Annotated in this window: 17 protein-coding genes and 1 riboswitch; of the genes, 3 read left to right on the plus strand and 14 right to left on the minus strand. The window is 35.7% G+C overall.

The annotated features are described in order from the left end of the window. Positions 1-125: 125 nt before the first annotated feature. Entirely contained in the window at positions 126-1,307 is a 1,182-nt protein-coding gene (ldmS, locus tag GJE18_RS08625; protein WP_107368867.1) for an L-aspartate--L-methionine ligase LdmS, read from the minus strand. Then, positions 1,308-2,492, minus strand: coding sequence for a M20 family metallopeptidase (locus GJE18_RS08630; RefSeq protein WP_186434654.1), 1,185 nt, complete (start codon positions 2,490-2,492; stop codon positions 1,308-1,310). Positions 2,493-2,583: 91 nt separating this feature from the next. Continuing rightward, positions 2,584-2,694: riboswitch (SAM riboswitch) on the minus strand. A 229-nt stretch (positions 2,695-2,923) separates the two neighbouring features. Between GJE18_RS08630 and GJE18_RS08635 the strand changes: the two genes are divergently transcribed. Next, positions 2,924-3,394, plus strand: coding sequence for an S-ribosylhomocysteine lyase (locus GJE18_RS08635; protein WP_060551558.1), 471 nt, complete (start codon positions 2,924-2,926; stop codon positions 3,392-3,394). 384 nt (positions 3,395-3,778) lie between these two features. On the opposite strand, the gene GJE18_RS08640 is transcribed toward GJE18_RS08635, so the two are convergent. Both GJE18_RS08640 and GJE18_RS08645 read right to left on the minus strand, forming a co-directional pair. After that, on the minus strand, positions 3,779-4,132 hold the full coding sequence (locus GJE18_RS08640) for a DoxX family protein (RefSeq protein WP_105989152.1): 354 nt from the start codon (positions 4,130-4,132) through the stop codon (positions 3,779-3,781). 9 nt (positions 4,133-4,141) lie between these two features. Then, the gene (locus tag GJE18_RS08645; RefSeq protein WP_037568064.1) at positions 4,142-5,443 is read right to left on the minus strand and encodes a pyrimidine-nucleoside phosphorylase; all 1,302 of its coding nucleotides are present in this window, start codon (positions 5,441-5,443) and stop codon (positions 4,142-4,144) included. 205 nt (positions 5,444-5,648) lie between these two features. Between GJE18_RS08645 and deoD the strand changes: the two genes are divergently transcribed. Beyond that, entirely contained in the window at positions 5,649-6,359 is a 711-nt protein-coding gene (gene deoD, locus GJE18_RS08650; RefSeq protein WP_107368865.1) for a purine-nucleoside phosphorylase, read from the plus strand. Positions 6,360-6,486: 127 nt separating this feature from the next. Here deoD and GJE18_RS08655 read toward each other — a convergent pair whose 3' ends face one another. The 6 genes from GJE18_RS08655 to GJE18_RS08680 all read right to left on the minus strand — a co-directional run bounded on the left by GJE18_RS08655 (position 6,487) and on the right by GJE18_RS08680 (position 12,282). Further along, complete coding sequence (locus GJE18_RS08655) at positions 6,487-6,912, minus strand: thiol-disulfide oxidoreductase DCC family protein (protein WP_060551560.1); 426 nt, start codon at positions 6,910-6,912, stop codon at positions 6,487-6,489. A 112-nt stretch (positions 6,913-7,024) separates the two neighbouring features. After that, complete coding sequence (gene nhaC / locus GJE18_RS08660) at positions 7,025-8,452, minus strand: Na+/H+ antiporter NhaC (protein WP_103345577.1); 1,428 nt, start codon at positions 8,450-8,452, stop codon at positions 7,025-7,027. 355 nt (positions 8,453-8,807) lie between these two features. Then, a complete protein-coding gene (locus GJE18_RS08665) occupies positions 8,808-10,178 on the minus strand; it encodes an EVE domain-containing protein (protein ID WP_060551562.1) in 1,371 nt (456 codons plus the stop codon). A 44-nt stretch (positions 10,179-10,222) separates the two neighbouring features. Further along, a complete protein-coding gene (locus GJE18_RS08670) occupies positions 10,223-10,465 on the minus strand; it encodes a hypothetical protein (protein ID WP_107368864.1) in 243 nt (80 codons plus the stop codon). A 15-nt stretch (positions 10,466-10,480) separates the two neighbouring features. Then, the gene (gene manA, locus GJE18_RS08675) at positions 10,481-11,419 is read right to left on the minus strand and encodes a mannose-6-phosphate isomerase, class I (RefSeq protein WP_103345578.1); all 939 of its coding nucleotides are present in this window, start codon (positions 11,417-11,419) and stop codon (positions 10,481-10,483) included. Between the two features lie 164 nt (positions 11,420-11,583). Beyond that, positions 11,584-12,282, minus strand: a complete 699-nt coding sequence (locus tag GJE18_RS08680; RefSeq protein ID WP_060551565.1) for a FadR/GntR family transcriptional regulator — start codon at positions 12,280-12,282, stop codon at positions 11,584-11,586. Between the two features lie 217 nt (positions 12,283-12,499). Between GJE18_RS08680 and GJE18_RS08685 the strand changes: the two genes are divergently transcribed. Further along, entirely contained in the window at positions 12,500-13,387 is an 888-nt protein-coding gene (locus tag GJE18_RS08685) for a hypothetical protein (RefSeq protein ID WP_060551566.1), read from the plus strand. Positions 13,388-13,462: 75 nt separating this feature from the next. Here the strand turns inward: GJE18_RS08685 and GJE18_RS08690 are convergent, their stop codons facing one another. The 4 genes from GJE18_RS08690 to glmM all read right to left on the minus strand — a co-directional run bounded on the left by GJE18_RS08690 (position 13,463) and on the right by glmM (position 18,964). Beyond that, entirely contained in the window at positions 13,463-14,314 is an 852-nt protein-coding gene (locus tag GJE18_RS08690; protein WP_107368862.1) for a Cof-type HAD-IIB family hydrolase, read from the minus strand. Between the two features lie 79 nt (positions 14,315-14,393). Next, a complete protein-coding gene (locus tag GJE18_RS08695) occupies positions 14,394-15,173 on the minus strand; it encodes an ABC transporter ATP-binding protein (RefSeq protein ID WP_107368861.1) in 780 nt (259 codons plus the stop codon). 104 nt (positions 15,174-15,277) lie between these two features. Beyond that, positions 15,278-17,080, minus strand: a complete 1,803-nt coding sequence (glmS, locus tag GJE18_RS08700) for a glutamine--fructose-6-phosphate transaminase (isomerizing) (RefSeq protein WP_060551569.1) — start codon at positions 17,078-17,080, stop codon at positions 15,278-15,280. Positions 17,081-17,614: 534 nt separating this feature from the next. Beyond that, positions 17,615-18,964 (minus strand): phosphoglucosamine mutase, encoded by a 1,350-nt coding sequence (gene glmM, locus GJE18_RS08705; protein WP_060551570.1) that lies wholly within the window; start codon positions 18,962-18,964, stop codon positions 17,615-17,617. Positions 18,965-18,981: the final 17 nt, after the last annotated feature.

Below are 18,981 nucleotides of genomic sequence, written 5' to 3' on the forward strand. Positions count from 1 at the left end.
CGTTGAATATAAACTACTGTCTACATTTCGTCAATGTGACAAAAATAGAAACCATCGCGTATTTTCATATCAGATAACATATACGCTAACAATTTTAGTTCGTTACAAAAACACGCTACTATTGATTATTTTAAACCTGCTTCTATAAGAAAGGCTTGCTCAAGTGCCTCGATTTGTTCAAGACTGTTCGCATGCCAAATGCCTGCAAATCGAGAACTGACATTACGCGTTTTATAATAATCACCATCATAATAAGATAATGGATAAAGGACGCCTTGTCGAACATATTTTTCAATCGCTTGAAAAAACGTTTGTCTGTCGGCTTTAGACACATAGCTATAAAATTTATGATGTTTGCCAGTTAATAAATGATCGAGTAATAACATACTTGTTGAACCATTTTGTCTAAAATTCAAATCAATCGCATAAATGTCCTCTTCTTTATCAACAAGTAAATCAAACCCCGCAACACCTATAAATCCTTTATCTCCACCAATTTTCATAATTTCAAATCCTGCATCAATGACTGCTTGAGGTACATGTATAGCATTAGTATTACCATTATAAAATCCATAAGCATTCGTTAACTGTTTGGCTGCCCCTAGGTAAACAATACCTTTATCAGGGTGTACGGCATATTGCACACAGTAATTTTCTTTAGCTTCCACACATTGTTCAATAATGATAGTTTGTGTGGCTTCTTTCGCATTGTCAATACGTGCTACTGCTTCATCTAAATCTGATTGATTATAACATATCATCACGCCATACCCACCTGCAGTAGGTAAATCATCTCCAGGTTTTAAAACAAGAGGTAGTGTCCAATGTTCTAAAGCATGATGAAGCATCTCAATATCTACCACCTCTCTTTTAGGTAGATATTTACCTTCTGTCCATTCAGGAATCCTTGCCTTAGTATTTAAATCAACAAACATCTGCTTATTCATCGCATAGCGTGTACGGTGTATTAAATCTTCACCATGCACATACTGTGTATAAATGCGCTTTTGATCTTGTTCAGTAAGTTGTTTTAATAACTGTTCATAACTTTCTTTATCTTTGAATGTATAAATATTGTTCGGTATCGTTTGATTCACATAATTAAACAAAATTTGTAATTTATCAGTAACACTGGCCTCATGTACAATGACTGGCATATCAGCAATCAATAATTCTCGTCCTGTTAAAAAATTCGATTGATGCTCGTCTGGTTCTAACCATGGATTAGAAATATAAGATGGACGTGATGTATATACGATATCATCAGCGTATAAGTCTCCCAATTTTAAACGTAGATGGTCAGTCATTTATAATTTCTCCCTTAATAATTGATGTTCCTTTTGAATTGTGGCTAACAAATCATAATCTTGAAGTATACTTGCTCCCATTAATGCAATAATTTTCGCACCTTTAATTAACGCCTTATCTCCCATAGGGCTTGCTGCTGCTTCTCTAAATCGATGTGTGTGACCAACTAAGCTACGCGGTCCTATTTTAATATGTGGATGAATCGTAGGCACTACATGGCTCACATTACCTGTATCAGTCGAACCATAACCAAAATCATCATGACTGACTTCTTCCCCTAATTCTGTTGCATAACGTTCAAATAAAGCATCAAGTTGTGGTGATTTGATAAATTCGTTTACCCCATTTTGAATCGGTCCAAACTCATAATTACAACCTGTTTGAATGGCTGCGCCTTTTGCAATTTGATGCACGCGTTCTGTTAATATATCGAGAGATTTCCTCGTCGTTGCACGTGTATAAAAACGTGCATGTGTATAATCAGGAATGATATTCGCCGCTTTACCACCGTCTAAAATGACGCCATGGACACGTTCTGATTTATGAATGTGTTGTCTTAATTGTGCTATACCATTAAAAAAGCTGAGCATTGCATCTAAAGCATTCTTAGCATCTTCTGCATTTTCAGATGCATGTGCACTCTTGCCATAGAACTGGATATCTAATACATCTACAGCAAGCGTATGAATCGTCGGATACGTGTCGTTTCCTGGATGAATCATCAGCGCAATATCCACATCATCAAAAATCCCCTCTTTGACGTAAGATGCTTTTGCGCTACCGTTTTCGCCACCTTCTTCAGCCGGACACCCAAAAACAATGACACTGCCTCCTAGTTCATCAATCACTTGTTTGAGCGCGATACCTGCAAGTACACTAGCGGTCCCTATAATATTATGTCCACACGCATGACCTAATCCCGGCAAGGCATCATACTCTGCCAAAAACCCTATCGTTGGTCCCGGCTCTTTTGCCTCATAGGATGCGATAAAGCCTGTTGAGTGGCCTGCAATATCCTTTTCAATATTAAAACCGTGCGTTGATAATTGGTCTATTAAAAGACGCGACGCAAATAATTCCTCATTCCCTAATTCTGGTCGATCATGTATTTGGTGACTCATATCTAAATAATGTAAGCGATGATTGTCTATATAATCTAAAATGCGCTGTCTTACTGATACCAAAGTAATTTCTCCCTTCAAAAACAAAAAGTTATCATACGTGATGTAAGTCTATTAATAGACGCACATCAAACGTTGATAACCATTTGTATGTCATTTATCTATCAATAGTCAAATGCTATTGTTGGATTTAGCACCTTTATCGTTACTCGATGAGGTTGCAGGGCTTCGTAGGGCCAATTCCCTCCACCACTCTTGATAAATTGTTATTTAATTAGTACTCATTTTATCGGAAATCGACTGATTTGTCATGCTATTTTTATTATTTACACAATTTCTCACTGTTATGTCACATACCCAATTAAGGCATCATTCTCATCGTCATCCCCCTTTATAAATAGGTTCGGTCTCATTCCTTCATTCAATGAAAAGGCATCCCCCTTTGATACAATGAAAGTTATGTTAAAATGAAAATAATAAAGGAGGATGTCAATATGCCAAAAATGAACGTAGAAAGTTTTAATTTAGATCACACAAAAGTAGTTGCACCATATGTACGCCTTGCAGGTAAAATGCAAGGGGAAAATGGAGATGACATTTACAAGTATGATATTCGTTTCAAACAGCCAAATAAAGAACATATGGACATGCCAGGTTTACACAGTCTCGAACATTTAATGGCTGAAAATATTCGTAATCATTCAGACAAAGTCGTAGATTTAAGTCCAATGGGATGCCAAACAGGTTTTTATGTGTCATTTATTAACCATAAAGATTACGATGATGTATTAAATATTATTGAAAACACGATTCATGACGTTTTAAATGCTAATGAGGTCCCAGCGTGTAATGAAGTACAATGTGGTTGGGCAGCTAGCCATTCTCTTGAAGGAGCAAAAACTATTGCGCAAGCATTTTTAGATAAGCGTCATCAATGGCATGATGTATTTGGAGAAGGTAAATAATCTTATATTGATTTCACTTGTCACTTTCTTTTAAAGCCTATTTAATGATTAAGGTGCGGTGCATGGAGAATAGACAAGCATCTCCCTTAGCGAAAATTCATTAAATCATATAAATAAGGGTTGAAACATCACAATCCTGTATAACAAAACAGGCAACAAAATTCATGCATACATGAGAACTTCGTTGCCTGTTATTCATTTATGTTTCTTAATTTAATCTATAAGAGCAAAAGTAAGAGAATGATAACATTACTTTGATTGCTTACTTAACCGAGACTGCTGAGGCATCAATCTGAAACCAAACATCCATTATGAAGTAAGACACCTAGAAAAGCAAAGTGTTGAAACAATTAAATGTGAAATACTTGAGTTTCATCCACTTAATTATAAATGACGTATCCATTTCATTAACTGAAACTGTAACGGGATACGAAGATATAATAACGATTTTGGCAATTGGAGGCCTTCTATTTTGTCGATATGTCGAGCCATATAAATATTTGCGGGTAGTACAGCCCATAAAAAAGCAATCATGATATGTTTAAATACATAACTCGGACGACGTATGAATAAGCCAATTCCAAAAACGATTTCGCACACACCAGTAATGAGGACCGCCGCTTTACGGAATGGTAAATAATGGGGTACAATTTTGCGAAATGTCGTTTCACGCGCAAAGTGTAAAATCCCTATGAACACAAATAAAATGCCAAATACAACGCGTTGAAATCGCTTCATAATCAATCACTACTCCGTAATTACTTTATAAATCAATTTTGGCGTTTCTGCAGAATCAGAAATTGTAATATTGTCATATAATTTTTGTTTAACCGCTTCAACATCTTCTTGATTAGCATGAATTGTGAGTAAAGATTCTCCCTCTTCAACTTTATCACCAATTTTTTTATGAAGTACCAGTCCGACAGCTAAATCAATGTCATCTTCTTTAGTTTGACGCCCTGCACCTAACATCATTGATGCTATACCAATTTCATTTGCTACCATTTCAGAAACAACACCTGACGTTTTCGCTGGTAATTCAAATGTATATTGCGCTGTTGGCAATTTTGATGGATCATCTACAACAGAGGCATCTCCACCCTGATTACTTAAGAACGTTTTGAATTTTTCAATCGCAGCACCGTTATCAATCACTTCTTGTAATTTTACGCGCGCTTCTTCTAAAGTTTCAGCTTTTTTAGCTAACACGACCATTTGTGCACCTAATGTAAGTACGAGTTCTGTTAAATCTTCAGGACCTTCTCCTTTAAGTGTATCAATGGCTTCTTTAAGTTCTAGGGCATTCCCAATGCCCAAACCTAATGGTTGGTTCATATCTGAAATAATCGCCATCGTTTGACGACCTACTTGATTTCCAATTTTAACCATTGCATGGGCGAGCGCTTCGGCATCTTCTACCGTTTGCATAAACGCACCGTTACCTGTTTTAACATCAAGTACAATCGCATCTGCACCCGCAGCAATTTTTTTACTCATTATGGATGACGCTATTAACGGAATAGAGTTGACAGTTCCAGTTACATCACGCAATGCATAAATCTTTTTATCCGCTGGTGTTAAATTACCTGTTTGGCCAATAACAGCAATTTTAGCTTCATTTACAAGTTTGATAAATTCAGCTTCAGATATTTCAACGTGGAAACCCTCAACAGCTTCTAATTTGTCAATTGTACCACCAGTATGACCTAACCCACGACCACTCATCTTCGCTACAGGAATGTCTAAAGCAGCAACAAGTGGTGCCAATACAAGTGTCGTTGTATCACCGACACCACCTGTAGAATGTTTATCAACTTTAACACCTTCAATATCAGATAAATCAATTTGATCTCCTGATTCTACCATTGCCATCGTTAATGCGGCGCGTTCTTCATCTGTCATATCTTGGAAATAAATTGCCATTGCTAAACTCGACATTTGATAATCCGGAATTTCCCCTTTTGTGTAACCGTCAATAATAAACTTAATTTCCTCAGACGTTAAGGCATGTCCATCACGTTTTTTAGAAATCATATCCACCATTCTCATGGTAAATCCCTCTTCTCTTTATTATGATATATTCCATATTTATTATACACGATATATTCCATTCTATAAATTAAAGACATGCCAATTTAAAGAAGAAAACATTGACTGTCACGGGTCTGACAAACATTGCAATCATCGACATTTAGGCTGCAATCTGTTATGTTTAATAGGATAAAATTAATAAAAATAAAAGGAGTTGCTTTCAATGACTAAAGGCACACCACATATTCAACCTAATGGTAAAAAAATAGCCAAAACTGTTTTAATGCCAGGTGATCCACTACGTGCGAAATTTATAGCTGAAAATTTCTTAGAAAATGTTGAGCAATTTAACGACGTACGTAACATGTTTGGTTACACAGGAACTTATAAAGGTAAAGAAGTATCGGTTATGGGTTCTGGTATGGGTATTCCAAGTATTGGTATTTATTCTTATGAACTCTACAATTTCTTTGATGTTGATACAATTATTCGTATTGGTTCATGTGGCGCAATGCAAGAACACGTAAACCTATATGACATTATTATCGGTCAAGGGGCTTCAACAAATTCTAATTATGTAGATCAGTTCCAGTTCCCTGGTAACTTTGCCCCACTTGCTGACTTTGATTTAATTGTTAAAGCGAAAGAAGTGGCAGATAAAATTGGTGCTACGACACATGTAGGTAACATTTTATCTTCTGATACATTCTATAATGCGAATGAAAACTTCAATCAAAAATGGATTGACATGGGTATTTTAGGTGTCGAAATGGAATCAGCTGGCTTATATTTAAATGCCATTAAAGCAGGTAAAAAAGCACTTGGTATTTTCACTGTTAGTGACCACCTATTAAGAGATGAAGCCACTACTGCAGAAGAACGCCAAAATTCATTTACACAAATGATGGAAGTTGCATTAGAAATCGCAGAATAATTAAAAACTAAAGCGTATACATGAAAAAGCCTTCAAAATTCATTTTCAAATGAACTTTGAAGGCTATTATTTTTATCCTTATACGTTTAGCATTCAACTTATTATACACGCGCGGTGCTTTTACATTTTAATTTGAATGCTTGGCTAGCCCTTTCACATCGACATATTGTTCACCAATAAAATAGCTTCTTTCAGACTCACGAACTTTAGCCCAAGTCGTTCGCCACATATGGTTACGATTTTCAGCGAATAGATGGTAACCGAAATTACGAATTGGCTTTGGAATCAGCCAAACGCTCAGGGCTAACCATTTAAATTGTTTTAATTGATAAATAAGTTTGATAATTGCTGTAGATTGAAAATACAAGGATGATCCTTCTTGTAAAATCACACTATTATAGCTTAACACTTCTGGATGCACTTGTTGTAGCTGTTCACCAGCCTCGCTTTTTAATGGCACAAATTGATAATTTCTCGGTAAACCATGTCGAATTAACCAAATGACATAATTGTAACAATAAATACAACGATCATCATAATATACGATAGGCACTTGTATCCCCCCTCAATGGACTATTTATATATTTAATTGTAAAGTCATTGAATCAGTTTTAAAAACAAAACGCCTCTATGTATATTAATCTTAAGCTTACGTTAAGTTATATTTATGCTAGCGATTCTTGCTGTTTAAAATAGGCTTGTTCATCTTTAGATAATTTAATAATTTTAAAGCCAATAAATCCATATAGAATCGAAATGATTGGAACGATAAAATTTAATATAGCAAATGGTGCATACTCAACAACAGACACACTTAACGTTGAAGCGATAAAGACGCCACACGTATTCCAAGGAACAAAAACAGATGTGAGTGTCCCACCGTCTTCTAGTGCACGCGAAAGATTTTTAGGGTGTAATCCTTTATCGATAAATGTGGAAACATACATGCGTGACGGAACGATAATTGAGATGTATTGTTCTGAACATGTAAGGTTTGTGCCAAAACAAGAAACAATTACCGAAGCGATCAATGACCCCGTGTTTTTAGCGACTTTTAAAATTACGCTAATTAAAGCTTTTAACATACCTGAGTACTCTAATAAACCACCAAATGTCATGGCGACAAGTGTTAATGATATCGTATAGAACATGGATTCTAAACCACCACGGTTGAATAACTCATCAATTGTTTTGTTGCCTGAATCGATTTCATAACCAGTTTGTAATGCTGTAACCGCAGTCACCATAGAATCACCTTGTACAAAAATTTGTACAAAAAAACCTAGAATGATACCGACTACAATCGCAGGTAATGCCGGCACTTTTAAAGCAACAATAATAATGACTATTAGTGGCACTACAAGCAACCAAGGTGAAATAATAAATGCATTGTCTATCGCATTCATAATATTATCAATGCGACCTTGATTTAAATGATCACTTCCATACATTTGTCCCAAAATAAAAAACACGATAAGACTAATGATTAAGCCAGGTATTGTCGTATAAAACATATGGCGAATGTGTTCAAATAAGTCGACATTAGTAAGTCCAGATGCTAAATTTGTTGTATCTGAAAGAGGGCTCATTTTATCACCAAAATACGCACCAGAAATCACTGCACCCGCAACCATGCCTGGTGATAAACCCATACTAATCCCTATTCCCATTGATGCAACACCTACAGTAGCCATAGTAGACCAACTACTACCAATAGCTAATGCCACAATGCCACAAATAATACACACGACAGATAAAAAGTATGTAGGTGATATTAATTTTAAACCGTAATAAATCATCGCAGCGACAATACCACTACCGATCCACGCTCCAATGATAAGTCCTACTAACATGATAATAACAACTGCTGGAAGCGCGTGACGAATCCCCTTATACATCATCTCTTCGACTTCTTCCCATTTATAACCGTGACACATCGTAATAATAATCGCTACACATGTGCCGATTAGCAATGGAATATGTGGGGCTTGTTCTAGCTTAACCACCGTATATAACATCGCCCCAATCATTGCTACGAGCGTTAATAACGCAAACCAGACGTTAATCGGCCTTTTTTGAGTTTCCTTATTCATTTAAATCCCTCTCCCCTATGTTGATGTTATCTGAAAATTGAAAACGTTTACGCATATCATACTATTTTCTGTGAAGCGCTTCAAGGCGTTTAAGTATAAAAATTCAAATCATAATGATTACAGATACTTATAGGTTTCCCTTTAATATTAAAAAAGAATTAAATTGAACGTAAGGACATAAGGTAGGTTTATACATGCACTTTCGTCTCAAAGCGCTATACATCACCGCCTAATTTGTATAAAAAAGCTTCAAAATTCATTACAACATGAACTTTGAAGCTATCACTTAGGTGTGAAACACCGTATATATATTAGTTAGCCAGTCACTTTAAAATTGCTTTCCTATTCTTAACGATTATGTGGAGTGTTTCACTTGAATAATGCGTGCATATTTTAAAAATTGCTCAGAATAATGTTCTTTGACCTCTTGTGGCGTTAAATATGTCACACCGACAATATGCCAGTTCGGATTAAAGTAGTAATAAGAGTCTTTATTTAAACTCCATTTAACCATACTTCCATCTCTATGATATCTTGGTAATGTCATTTCATAACCTTCTAAAACGTTAATAAACATTTGGAAGATGTCCGGATCAATACGTTCAAATTGATCAATTACAAGATAATGACGGTCCGATTTAGGCATTAATTCCGTAATAAATCCTTCACGATAATACATTGCCCCTGTCTCGTTAGGTAAATAACGACCGTATAACATTTCTTCTGAAAAGTCAGGATGACCTGTTGTCATCACAGGTGTCGCATTTGCTTTTTCAACTAATGACTGCGCAGCCTTTAACCCTTCTGCTTTGTCGTTAGCTAATAAAAGTATAAATGGTTTAATGTCATCACTCGTACCTTCATTTGTCATTTGACCTACTGTTTCGAACTGACCTTTCATACCACCATTTTTACTCATTTCCATAATGGCTTCAAATTGGGTCGGTGTCAGTCCGGCAATCGCTTGTTTCGCATTCTCTTGAAGAAAATATAAGTTCTTCAGCTTAGGATGTTTATTTAAAGTTGTTAAACTTACAGGTTGAATATCTTCAATATATCGAATCTCAATAGCCGTACTATTTGTACGTCCAGCTTCAGGCGGACGTGTATGAATGTGATGAGAAACTTCTGCACGACCAATGACGGATTGATTACTATAACGATTATAAATGACAATCTGGTCTCCAACTTCTAGTTGCGTGTAATTATGATAGCCATTACGTTTAATACCGTTAACATTATGTGTATAAATCACATAAGTCTCATCAGGTTCAAAAGATGTCGTTTCAGCCATATAGAAGTAGCGTGGAATACTGACATCCCCTGTACCAAGACCTTTAATTAATTCAAATTCATCATATGAAATCTTATTAAATAAAGTTTCTTTCATATTACTAATTCGAAATTCTAATGTTTCACTTCGTTTTAAATACTCCGTAGTCAATGGTTTAAATGTCTCATTAAACTTGAATTGAACATGAATTTTATTTTGCGCACCTGTGATAACATTCGTAATTTCACCCCATCCAAGTAAACCTGCATCCGTTTGTACTTGATAAAATATGACTTTGTCACCGACTTTGGCTTGTTTAAACGCACGATACCCTTGAGATGGGTTAAATTGCGCGCCTGATTCAAATACAGCGGTTTGACCTACTAATGGTTCGTGATGATTCCAACGATTATATCCACAATTTAGCCAAAAATAATTCGTTTCTGCTGTCATGGTGATCGTGTTCTCCTCCATTTATTTTTTTACGTTCATCATTTTTAATGTAATGACTGTATTAACGTCACAATTCCGACGATGACAGGAAATACATTCACCATTATGCCACCTAATTTGAGCATGCCACTCATTTCAGGATTAGGCAGTGTCCATAGTGTCGCGATAATGTCGATTAATCCTATAATGACTGGAAATATATACGATGGAAATAATGGCACATTAAAAAATATTGTTGCACCCGAAATGAATCCACATATTAAAGCAATGTACAATCCTATTTTCATTTAAGTTGCACCACCTTATACATAGCTAATCATAAGTGTCAACTGTCCTTCAAATACATTATCCAAATCCTCAGCTGTTAAAATAAAATGATTGCCTTTTTCTATAGGATAAATTTCACCATCAGTGATGAGATCCCCTTGACCGTCTAACACTGACACTAAAACAAACTCACGTGGTTTCATATAGTTTAAGGTTCCATCAATTTCCCATTTCACAACTGTAAAGAAATGATTTTGTACAAATGTTGTACGTTTGTGCGTCTCGATGACCTCGACCGTTGGTAAAACGTTGGGACTGTCGTCACCATATCGAATAACAGCCTTACTCTTTTCAATATGAAGCGGTCTTAACTGCCCTTGATGATCACGTCGATCATAATCATAAATACGGTATGTTGTATCTGAAGATTGTTGCGTCTCCAATATCATAATACCTTCACCAATACCGTGCACCGTTCCTGCTGGTACAAAAAAGAAATCACCCGTTTGTACTGGGACACGTTTAAATAGATCGTTAAAGCGTCGCGCATCAAGCAACATTTCTAATTCCTCTTTAGTTTGCGCATGCGTCCCATAAATGATTTCAGCACCTGGTTTTGCATCTAAAATATACCAACATTCCGTTTTACCATACTCGCCATTTTCGTTTTCATATGCGAATGTATCATCTGGATGCACTTGCACGGATAGTTTTTGAGTGGCATCTAATATTTTAGTTAATAACGGGAACTTTTTTGTAGGAAATTCACCAAACAATTTTGGTTGCTCAGCCCAAACATCATCTAATGTCATCCCTTTAAATGGTCCATTTAAAATTTCATTTGCACCATGAGGATGTGCAGAAATTCCCCACACTTCACCTATATGATCGCTAGGTAATTCATAACCAAATTGTGTTAAGTTTGTGCCTCCCCAAAGACGTTCTTGGAAAACAGGTTTTAATATTAAAGGCATGGGGATACCACCTCGCATTCTTATATGTAATTTTCTATGTATCTTCCATTAATAACAAGCTTAGTTATAAAGTGATTGTATCACAATTAAAAACAGCGTGCCTATGTATCTCACAGAAAATGAATCTCTCACTTTTTCTCCTTAGCACACTGTTATTATTTTTGTTATTCAACGATAAAATTTTCAACTAATGTTTGACGTACTTCTTGTAAATGATCAATCATTTTTTGTGCTGCTAACGTTTCATTCTGCTGTGTAATCGCTTCAAAGATAGCGGTATGTTCATTAAAGAGTTTTTCCATGCGCTTTTGACGACTATACAGATATATATGACGTGTCCCCTTCATCGTTTGTTGAATTTTATCAGCAATATTATTCAAAAGTTCATATAAATATTGGTTATCAGATGCACGTGCGATTGCAAGATGAAATTTTAAATCCGCAACTTCTCCTGACGTATCATTCTTAATTGCACGTGCCATTTCACTTAAAGCATCTTGCATTTCTTTTAAATCAGCATCTGTTCGGCGTAGTGAAGCTAAACTCGCAGTTTTAACTTCAACGGCTTCACGTAGCTCTAAAATATCTTTAACGCGCTTTTGCGTCAATGTTTGATTACTAAAATCAAATAACAACGGATGTTTTTGTTTCACAAACGTGCCATACCCATGTTTGATTTCAATAAGACCAATCATTCTTAATGCATTGAGCGCTTCTCTCATAGACGCATTACTGACACCATATGTTTTTGAGAGTGCTTGAATCGAAGGAAGGCGTTCACCTTCTTGTAACTTTCCTTCGTCAATTTGTTCAATTAAGTCATTTGCTATTTGCTCGTAAATCTTTTGGCTTGAAATCTTCATCCCCCATCTCACCTCATGTTTATTTTAACAAATTACAAGCTTTCACGCTCATGAAATTATATGCTACCTTGGGATGGAATGATGTTCATATTTATTAAAAAAAGATATCCACATGGAAAAAATTAGTTTACAATAAAAATAAACTATACATACCGTATTGATTTTCAAAATCAATATATTTTGATATTGTGTAAAGTATTGAAAGGAGTGCTATACGTTGTTTACATTCACAAAAAAATTCTGGCACAATTCTAAATCTCAAAGAGGAACACTTTTATTAGCTAATTTTGTAAACTTTATTATACTTGCATTAATTGCATCTTTGATAGTGGTCCCATTTTTAGTTTTATTGCAAAGCTTCTATATGTCCGCAATGATGGGTCAAATAGATATTAATAGTATCATTTTTCTTGTTATCGCATTCATAGTACTTGGAAGCTTACTCTTCATCTTTTTAATGTATCCACTTTTAACTGGGTCAATCCGTACCTTTTACAACGTTTTACAATCAGAAAAACGCCTTAAAATCACGGATATTTTTAAAACATTCACTGGTGGAAGATGGTTAAAAGCTGTTATAATAGGAGTTTTTGTACTTTTAACCATTTTCCTAATTATTGTGGCAAATGGTTTATTTGAACAGTTGTTAAATATAATCACTGAAAAGATTATATCTACACTTGATATATCTGACCCTAATTTTACGTTAATTATGATTGTTAAATTAATTATTTCACTTCTTTTAAGTATTGTACCTTTGTTTGGATTTATCTTCATCATTAATATGACGACTGCTTTTGTTGAAGACCCTCAACGCAAAATTGGTGAAATTATTAAATTAGGTTGGAAGACTATTTTTAATAAGCAAAAGACATTTCTTAAATTCTTTATCGGAATTATAATCATTAATTTACTGGTATTACTTTTATCTATCCCTACACAAATCTTACAACGCTTTTTAATTGAACAATTATCATATGACATGATTCAATTCGTAAAAGGCGTTATTTCAATCATTTTTGCTTTAATACGCTTCATATTCTACTTTGTCATTGCAGGTACTGCAGTCCAATATTTTATGAATTTTGGTAAAAAAGAAGCATAAACTAAATGTAACAGCCTTCAATATTCAGATCATATGAATATTGAAGGCTTATTTAATGATGATTCGTCTATTCAATTATAATAAATATTTTTCTAGAAACAATGCGGCGCCATCCTCATTGTTATCAAATTCTGTTTCATATTGTGTCAGGGATTTAATGTGAGGTTTCGCATTCTTCATTGCTACGGTATAAGCTCCCACTTCAAACATTGTACGATCATTATCACTATCTCCCATTACCAACGTATACCCAATGTCGATATTGTAATGCTCACACATTTCTTTAATTCCCGTACCCTTATTAATGCCATATTTCATCGTCTCAACATTATTATGTGTCGAATTCGATACTTCTATTTTAAGCCTATCTTGTTGTTGATACATTTCGTTTCTAAACGCTTCAATCGTTTGAAGCTCGGGATGAAAAAGATAAATTTTCGAGTATGCTAATCCTTGTGGTATCTCATGCCTCCATGTTAACTTGCCTTTTATGGCTTCATGACGTGACAACCATTCACTTTCCGCAACTTGCTGTGGCTTATCACCTTGAACCATGTTTAACATCCAAGTCTGATCTTCAGTAAGCGCAAAACGTGGTTCATTAAATGGAAACACTTCATAATAAATTCCAGCTTTCTTAGCGACATCTACAATAGATTTAACTGCCGCTTCACTCAAATCATGTTCAAATAACACTTTGTCATTGATATGTCCAAGTGTGCCATTAGATGAAATAATACCATCAAATTTTAAGCCTTCAGGTATTAACATATGAATTTCTTCATACGCACGACCCGTGGCTAGAAACACACGATACCCCGCTACCCGAAGTTTTGAAATCACGTCAGCAGTAGTTTTACTAGCACGATTATTTTCATGTAAAAGTGTGCCATCCATGTCTAAAAATATAGCTTTAACCTTTTTCATACATACTTTCCTTTCAATCCGATGTTATCTATATTGTGTCATGTTTAGTAAAACGAATCAATGTTATCAATCCAAAACATTATAAACGTACAATTTGATAACGTTGGTGGTGATGATATACTTTGACAGGCATATTGAATAGTTTTGAAAGGTGATGGCCATTTATGACGTCATCAATGTCACCTTTAGCATGGATTTCACCCTCTTTTAACAATAACGCATGTGAAATATTTGAAGAAATTTCTTCAATAAAATGTGTGACATAAATCATTGCTGTTTCTGGATAATGGTAAAACATACGCTTTAATGTATCTATAAATTGTTCACGCCCAACAAAATCAAGCCCATTTGTAGGTTCATCTAACACTAAAACTTTGGGCTGGTTAATGATTGCACGCGCCAACAACACACGTTGTTGTTCACCTGAGGAAAGTTTCCCAAGTGGTTGTGTTTCAAATTCTGAAATATTAAGTTGTTCTAAGAGACGTTTCGCTATAGTCATTTGATCTTGAGTTGGTGTAAAGTATAAACCTATTGTTTGTGGTATACCACTAAGTACCACATCCCGTACGAGCTCATTAGGGTCAAATTTTGCCGAAAGTTCACAAGAAATATAGCCCATTTGTGTTCTAATCTCATGTGCCGAATAACCATCTTCACCTGGCTGATGTCCGAAAAGGTTGACATTCCCACCCGATGCAAATTCATACGCGTTAATAATGTTAAGCAATGTTGTTTTACCTGCACCATTCAGTCCATAAACGAGCCAATGCTCACCACGATTCACTTGCCAGTCAATGTGTTTTAAAATCTCTCGACCTTCTATTTTTTTCGAAACTTGATTTAATGAAATTAACATTGGCATCACACCTTATTTAACATATTACACTCATCGTACCAAAATCCATGGCATTTTGCATATAAAAAAGACGGCTGAACGCCGTCTTCATGGGTTAAATCGTATTATTCAACTGTAACTGATTTTGCTAAATTACGTGGTTTATCCACATCTAAATCACGGTGTAATGCCGCATAATAAGAAATAAGTTGTAACGTTACAACAGATACTAACGGTGTAAGTAAGTCATGTACACGAGGGATGACATACGTATCCCCTTCTTTTTCAAGGCCTTCCATTGAAATAATACATGGATGTGCACCACGTGCTACAACCTCTTTTACATTACCACGAATAGATAGGTTAACACCTTCTTGCGTAGCTAATGCGATAACTGGTGTACCATCTTCAATTAACGCAATCGTTCCATGTTTTAATTCCCCACCTGCAAATCCTTCTGCTTGAATGTAAGAAATTTCTTTTAATTTTAATGCACCTTCAAGACTTACATTGTAGTCAACTGTACGACCAATGAAGAATGCATTGCGCGTTGTTTCTAAGAAATCTGTCGCAATTTGCTCCATTTTAGGTGCGTCATCTACGATAGTTTCAATAGCTGTAGTCACTTTCGCTAGTTCGCGTAATAAATCAATATCCGCTTCACGACCATGTTCTTTCGCAACAACTTGAGAAAGAATAGATAATACAGCGATTTGAGCCGTATACGCTTTTGTTGAGGCAACCGCAATCTCTGGACCAGCATGTAATAATAACGTGTGGTCAGCTTCGCGAGATAATGTTGAACCTGCAACATTCGTAATCGTTAATGATTTATACCCAAGTTTCGTCGTTTCTACTAAAACTGCGCGACTATCTGCTGTTTCTCCAGATTGTGAGATATAAATAAATAATGGATTCTCTGATAGTAAAGGCATATTATAAACAAATTCTGATGAAACATGAACTTCTGTAGGTACGCCTGCCCATTTTTCAATAAACTCTTTACCTACTAAACCTGCGTGATAACTTGTACCAGCCGCAATAATATAAATTCTGTCCGCAGCTTGGACATCTTTAATGATTTTCGGGTCAATTTTCAAGTTACCTTGCTCATCTTGATACTCTTGGATAATACGACGCATTACAGCTGGTTGCTCATGAATTTCTTTCAACATGTAATGGCTGTATACACCTTTTTCAGCATCTGAGGCATCAATTTCAGCAGTATAGCTCTCACGTTCGATTTTATTACCTTCTAAATCTTTAATTAAAACATGATTACGTTGTACAAGTACGATTTCTTGGTCTTTTAATTCCTTATATTCACTAGTAACTTGAATCATCGCCAATGCGTCTGAAGCAATGACATTAAAATCATTACCTATACCAACAAGTAAAGGTGATTTGTTTTTAGCCACATAAATTGTATCAGCATCTTCACTATCTAATAAGCCCAGTGCGTATGATCCGTGTAATAAACTAATTACTTTCGTAAATGCATCTTCAGTTGATAAACCTTCATTAGAAAAATGCTCAACAAGCTGAACAATGACTTCAGTATCTGTATCTGATTTTAAATCAACATTGGGAATGTATTGTTGTTTTAACTCTTCATAATTCTCAATAACACCATTATGAACAAGTGTAAAACGTTCACTTGAAGACTGGTGTGGGTGTGAATTTTCATAGCTAGGCACACCGTGTGTCGCCCAACGTGTATGACCAATACCTGTTGCCCCGTCACCAGCTTTTTCAGCTTCTTTACGTAATTCTGCGATACGACCTTGTGCTTTCGTTACCGTCACACCTTCGCTATCACGTGTTGCGATACCTGCTGAGTCGTAACCACGATATTCTAATTTTTCAAGTCCTCGTAATAAAATTTCTTTCGCATTTTGCGATCCAATATAACCTACAATTCCGCACATAATTATTTTCCTCCACATTGAAATAACGGTGCTTAGACATATCAATGGTTAAGGTCATCATTCTGCTTTAATGATGAGACTTAATCATTGAATAAAAGCATCGTTTTTCTATTACTATTTTTAAAGCATGTAATTGGCGATCTTATTAACTTTGTCCGAAAAGTCACCTTTTCGATTTAATTAATAAGCTAACGAATGAGCCACATCCGGGATAGCATCCGCCGAACTAATTCGATCACTATCCTCCTCGTCTACAAGTCAGTCATTAACCGCAATTACCTTCTGTTATTAAGATATTGCGTTTCGTTAAATCATTAACTTGTGCTGGCGCTTTTATTGTTGTACCCTCTATCCTCCTTCCTAAACAATATAACTTATTTTACACTTTAATCTTGATGCAATGCAAATAATTGTTGGTCTACTTTTAAAATTCCTTTAAGAAATAATTAAGTGTCAATCCTAATAAATGATTTGGTAAATAAATGTACATTTTAAATAAAACCAGTGAACAAGGTCATGTTCACTGGTTTTATGTTATAATCCCATTTTCGCTTCAACCACATCGGCAATCGTCTTAGCAAAACGTTCGGCATCTTCATCTGTTTTAGCTTCAACCATTACGCGAACAAGCGGTTCTGTACCAGAAGGACGCACTAAAATACGACCTTCACCATTCATTTCACTTTCAACCTCTTGCATGACTGCTTTAACATCGGCATTTTGCTCAACACCATGTTTATCAGAAACACGCACGTTGACGAGTGATTGTGGATATTTTTTCATTTGTGCTGCAAGTTCACTTAAAGATTTACCTGAACGTTTCACAACTGCAGCTAATTGTATCCCTGTTAAAAGACCGTCACCAGTCGTGTTGTAATCCATCATTACGATATGACCAGACTGTTCTCCGCCTAGATTATAATTACCACGACGCATTTCCTCAACAACGTAACGGTCGCCAACTTTTGTCTTATTAGAGGCAATGCCTTCATTTTCTAAAGCTTTGTAAAAGCCTAAGTTACTCATTACTGTAGAAACAATCATGTTATCATTTAATTCATGATTTTTGGCCATTTCTTGACCAATTATAAACATGATTTGATCACCGTCAACAATGTTACCATATTCATCAACCGCAATTAAACGGTCCCCATCACCATCAAATGCTAAACCAAAGTCTGCTTCAGTCTCACGCACTTTTTCAGCTAAAGCTTCAGGATGTGTGGAACCTACACCATCGTTAATATTATAGCCATCTGGGTTACAACCCATCGTAACAGTGTCTGCTTCTAAATCACCAAATAGAAATGGTGCTAATGAAGCCGTAGAACCATGTGCACCATCGAGTGCAATCTTAAGACCTTCTAGGTTCACATCTACAGTAGACTTTAAATAGCTTAAATACTTTTGTGCTCCTTCAAAATAATCTGAAGTATGCACGATTTGATTCCCTGTAGGTCTTGGTAAATCAGGGTGATCTTGATCTAAAAGTGATTCTATTTCATTTTCTTGATCATCCGATAATTTAAATCCGTCGGAGCCAAAAAATTTAATCCCATTATCTGCAACTGGATTATGAGATGCAGAAATCATAACACCTAATTCTGCTCCCATTTCTCTTGTTAAATAGGCTACACCTGGTGTCGAAATGACACCTAAGCGCATAACTTCAGCGCCTATTGATACGAGACCTGCAATTAATGCATTTTCAAGCATTTCGCCTGATACACGTGTATCTTTACCTACAAGTACACGTGGATGGTCTTTATGTTGATTATGCGCTAAAACATAACCTCCATATCGTCCTAATTTAAATGCAAGTTCTGGAGTTAACTCTTGGTTGGCAACACCTCTTACACCGTCTGTACCAAAGTATTTACCCATATTTCATTTCTCCTTTT

This window comes from Staphylococcus agnetis (assembly GCF_011466855.1).
In the GTDB taxonomy this organism is placed as follows: Bacteria; Bacillota; Bacilli; order Staphylococcales; family Staphylococcaceae; genus Staphylococcus; species Staphylococcus agnetis.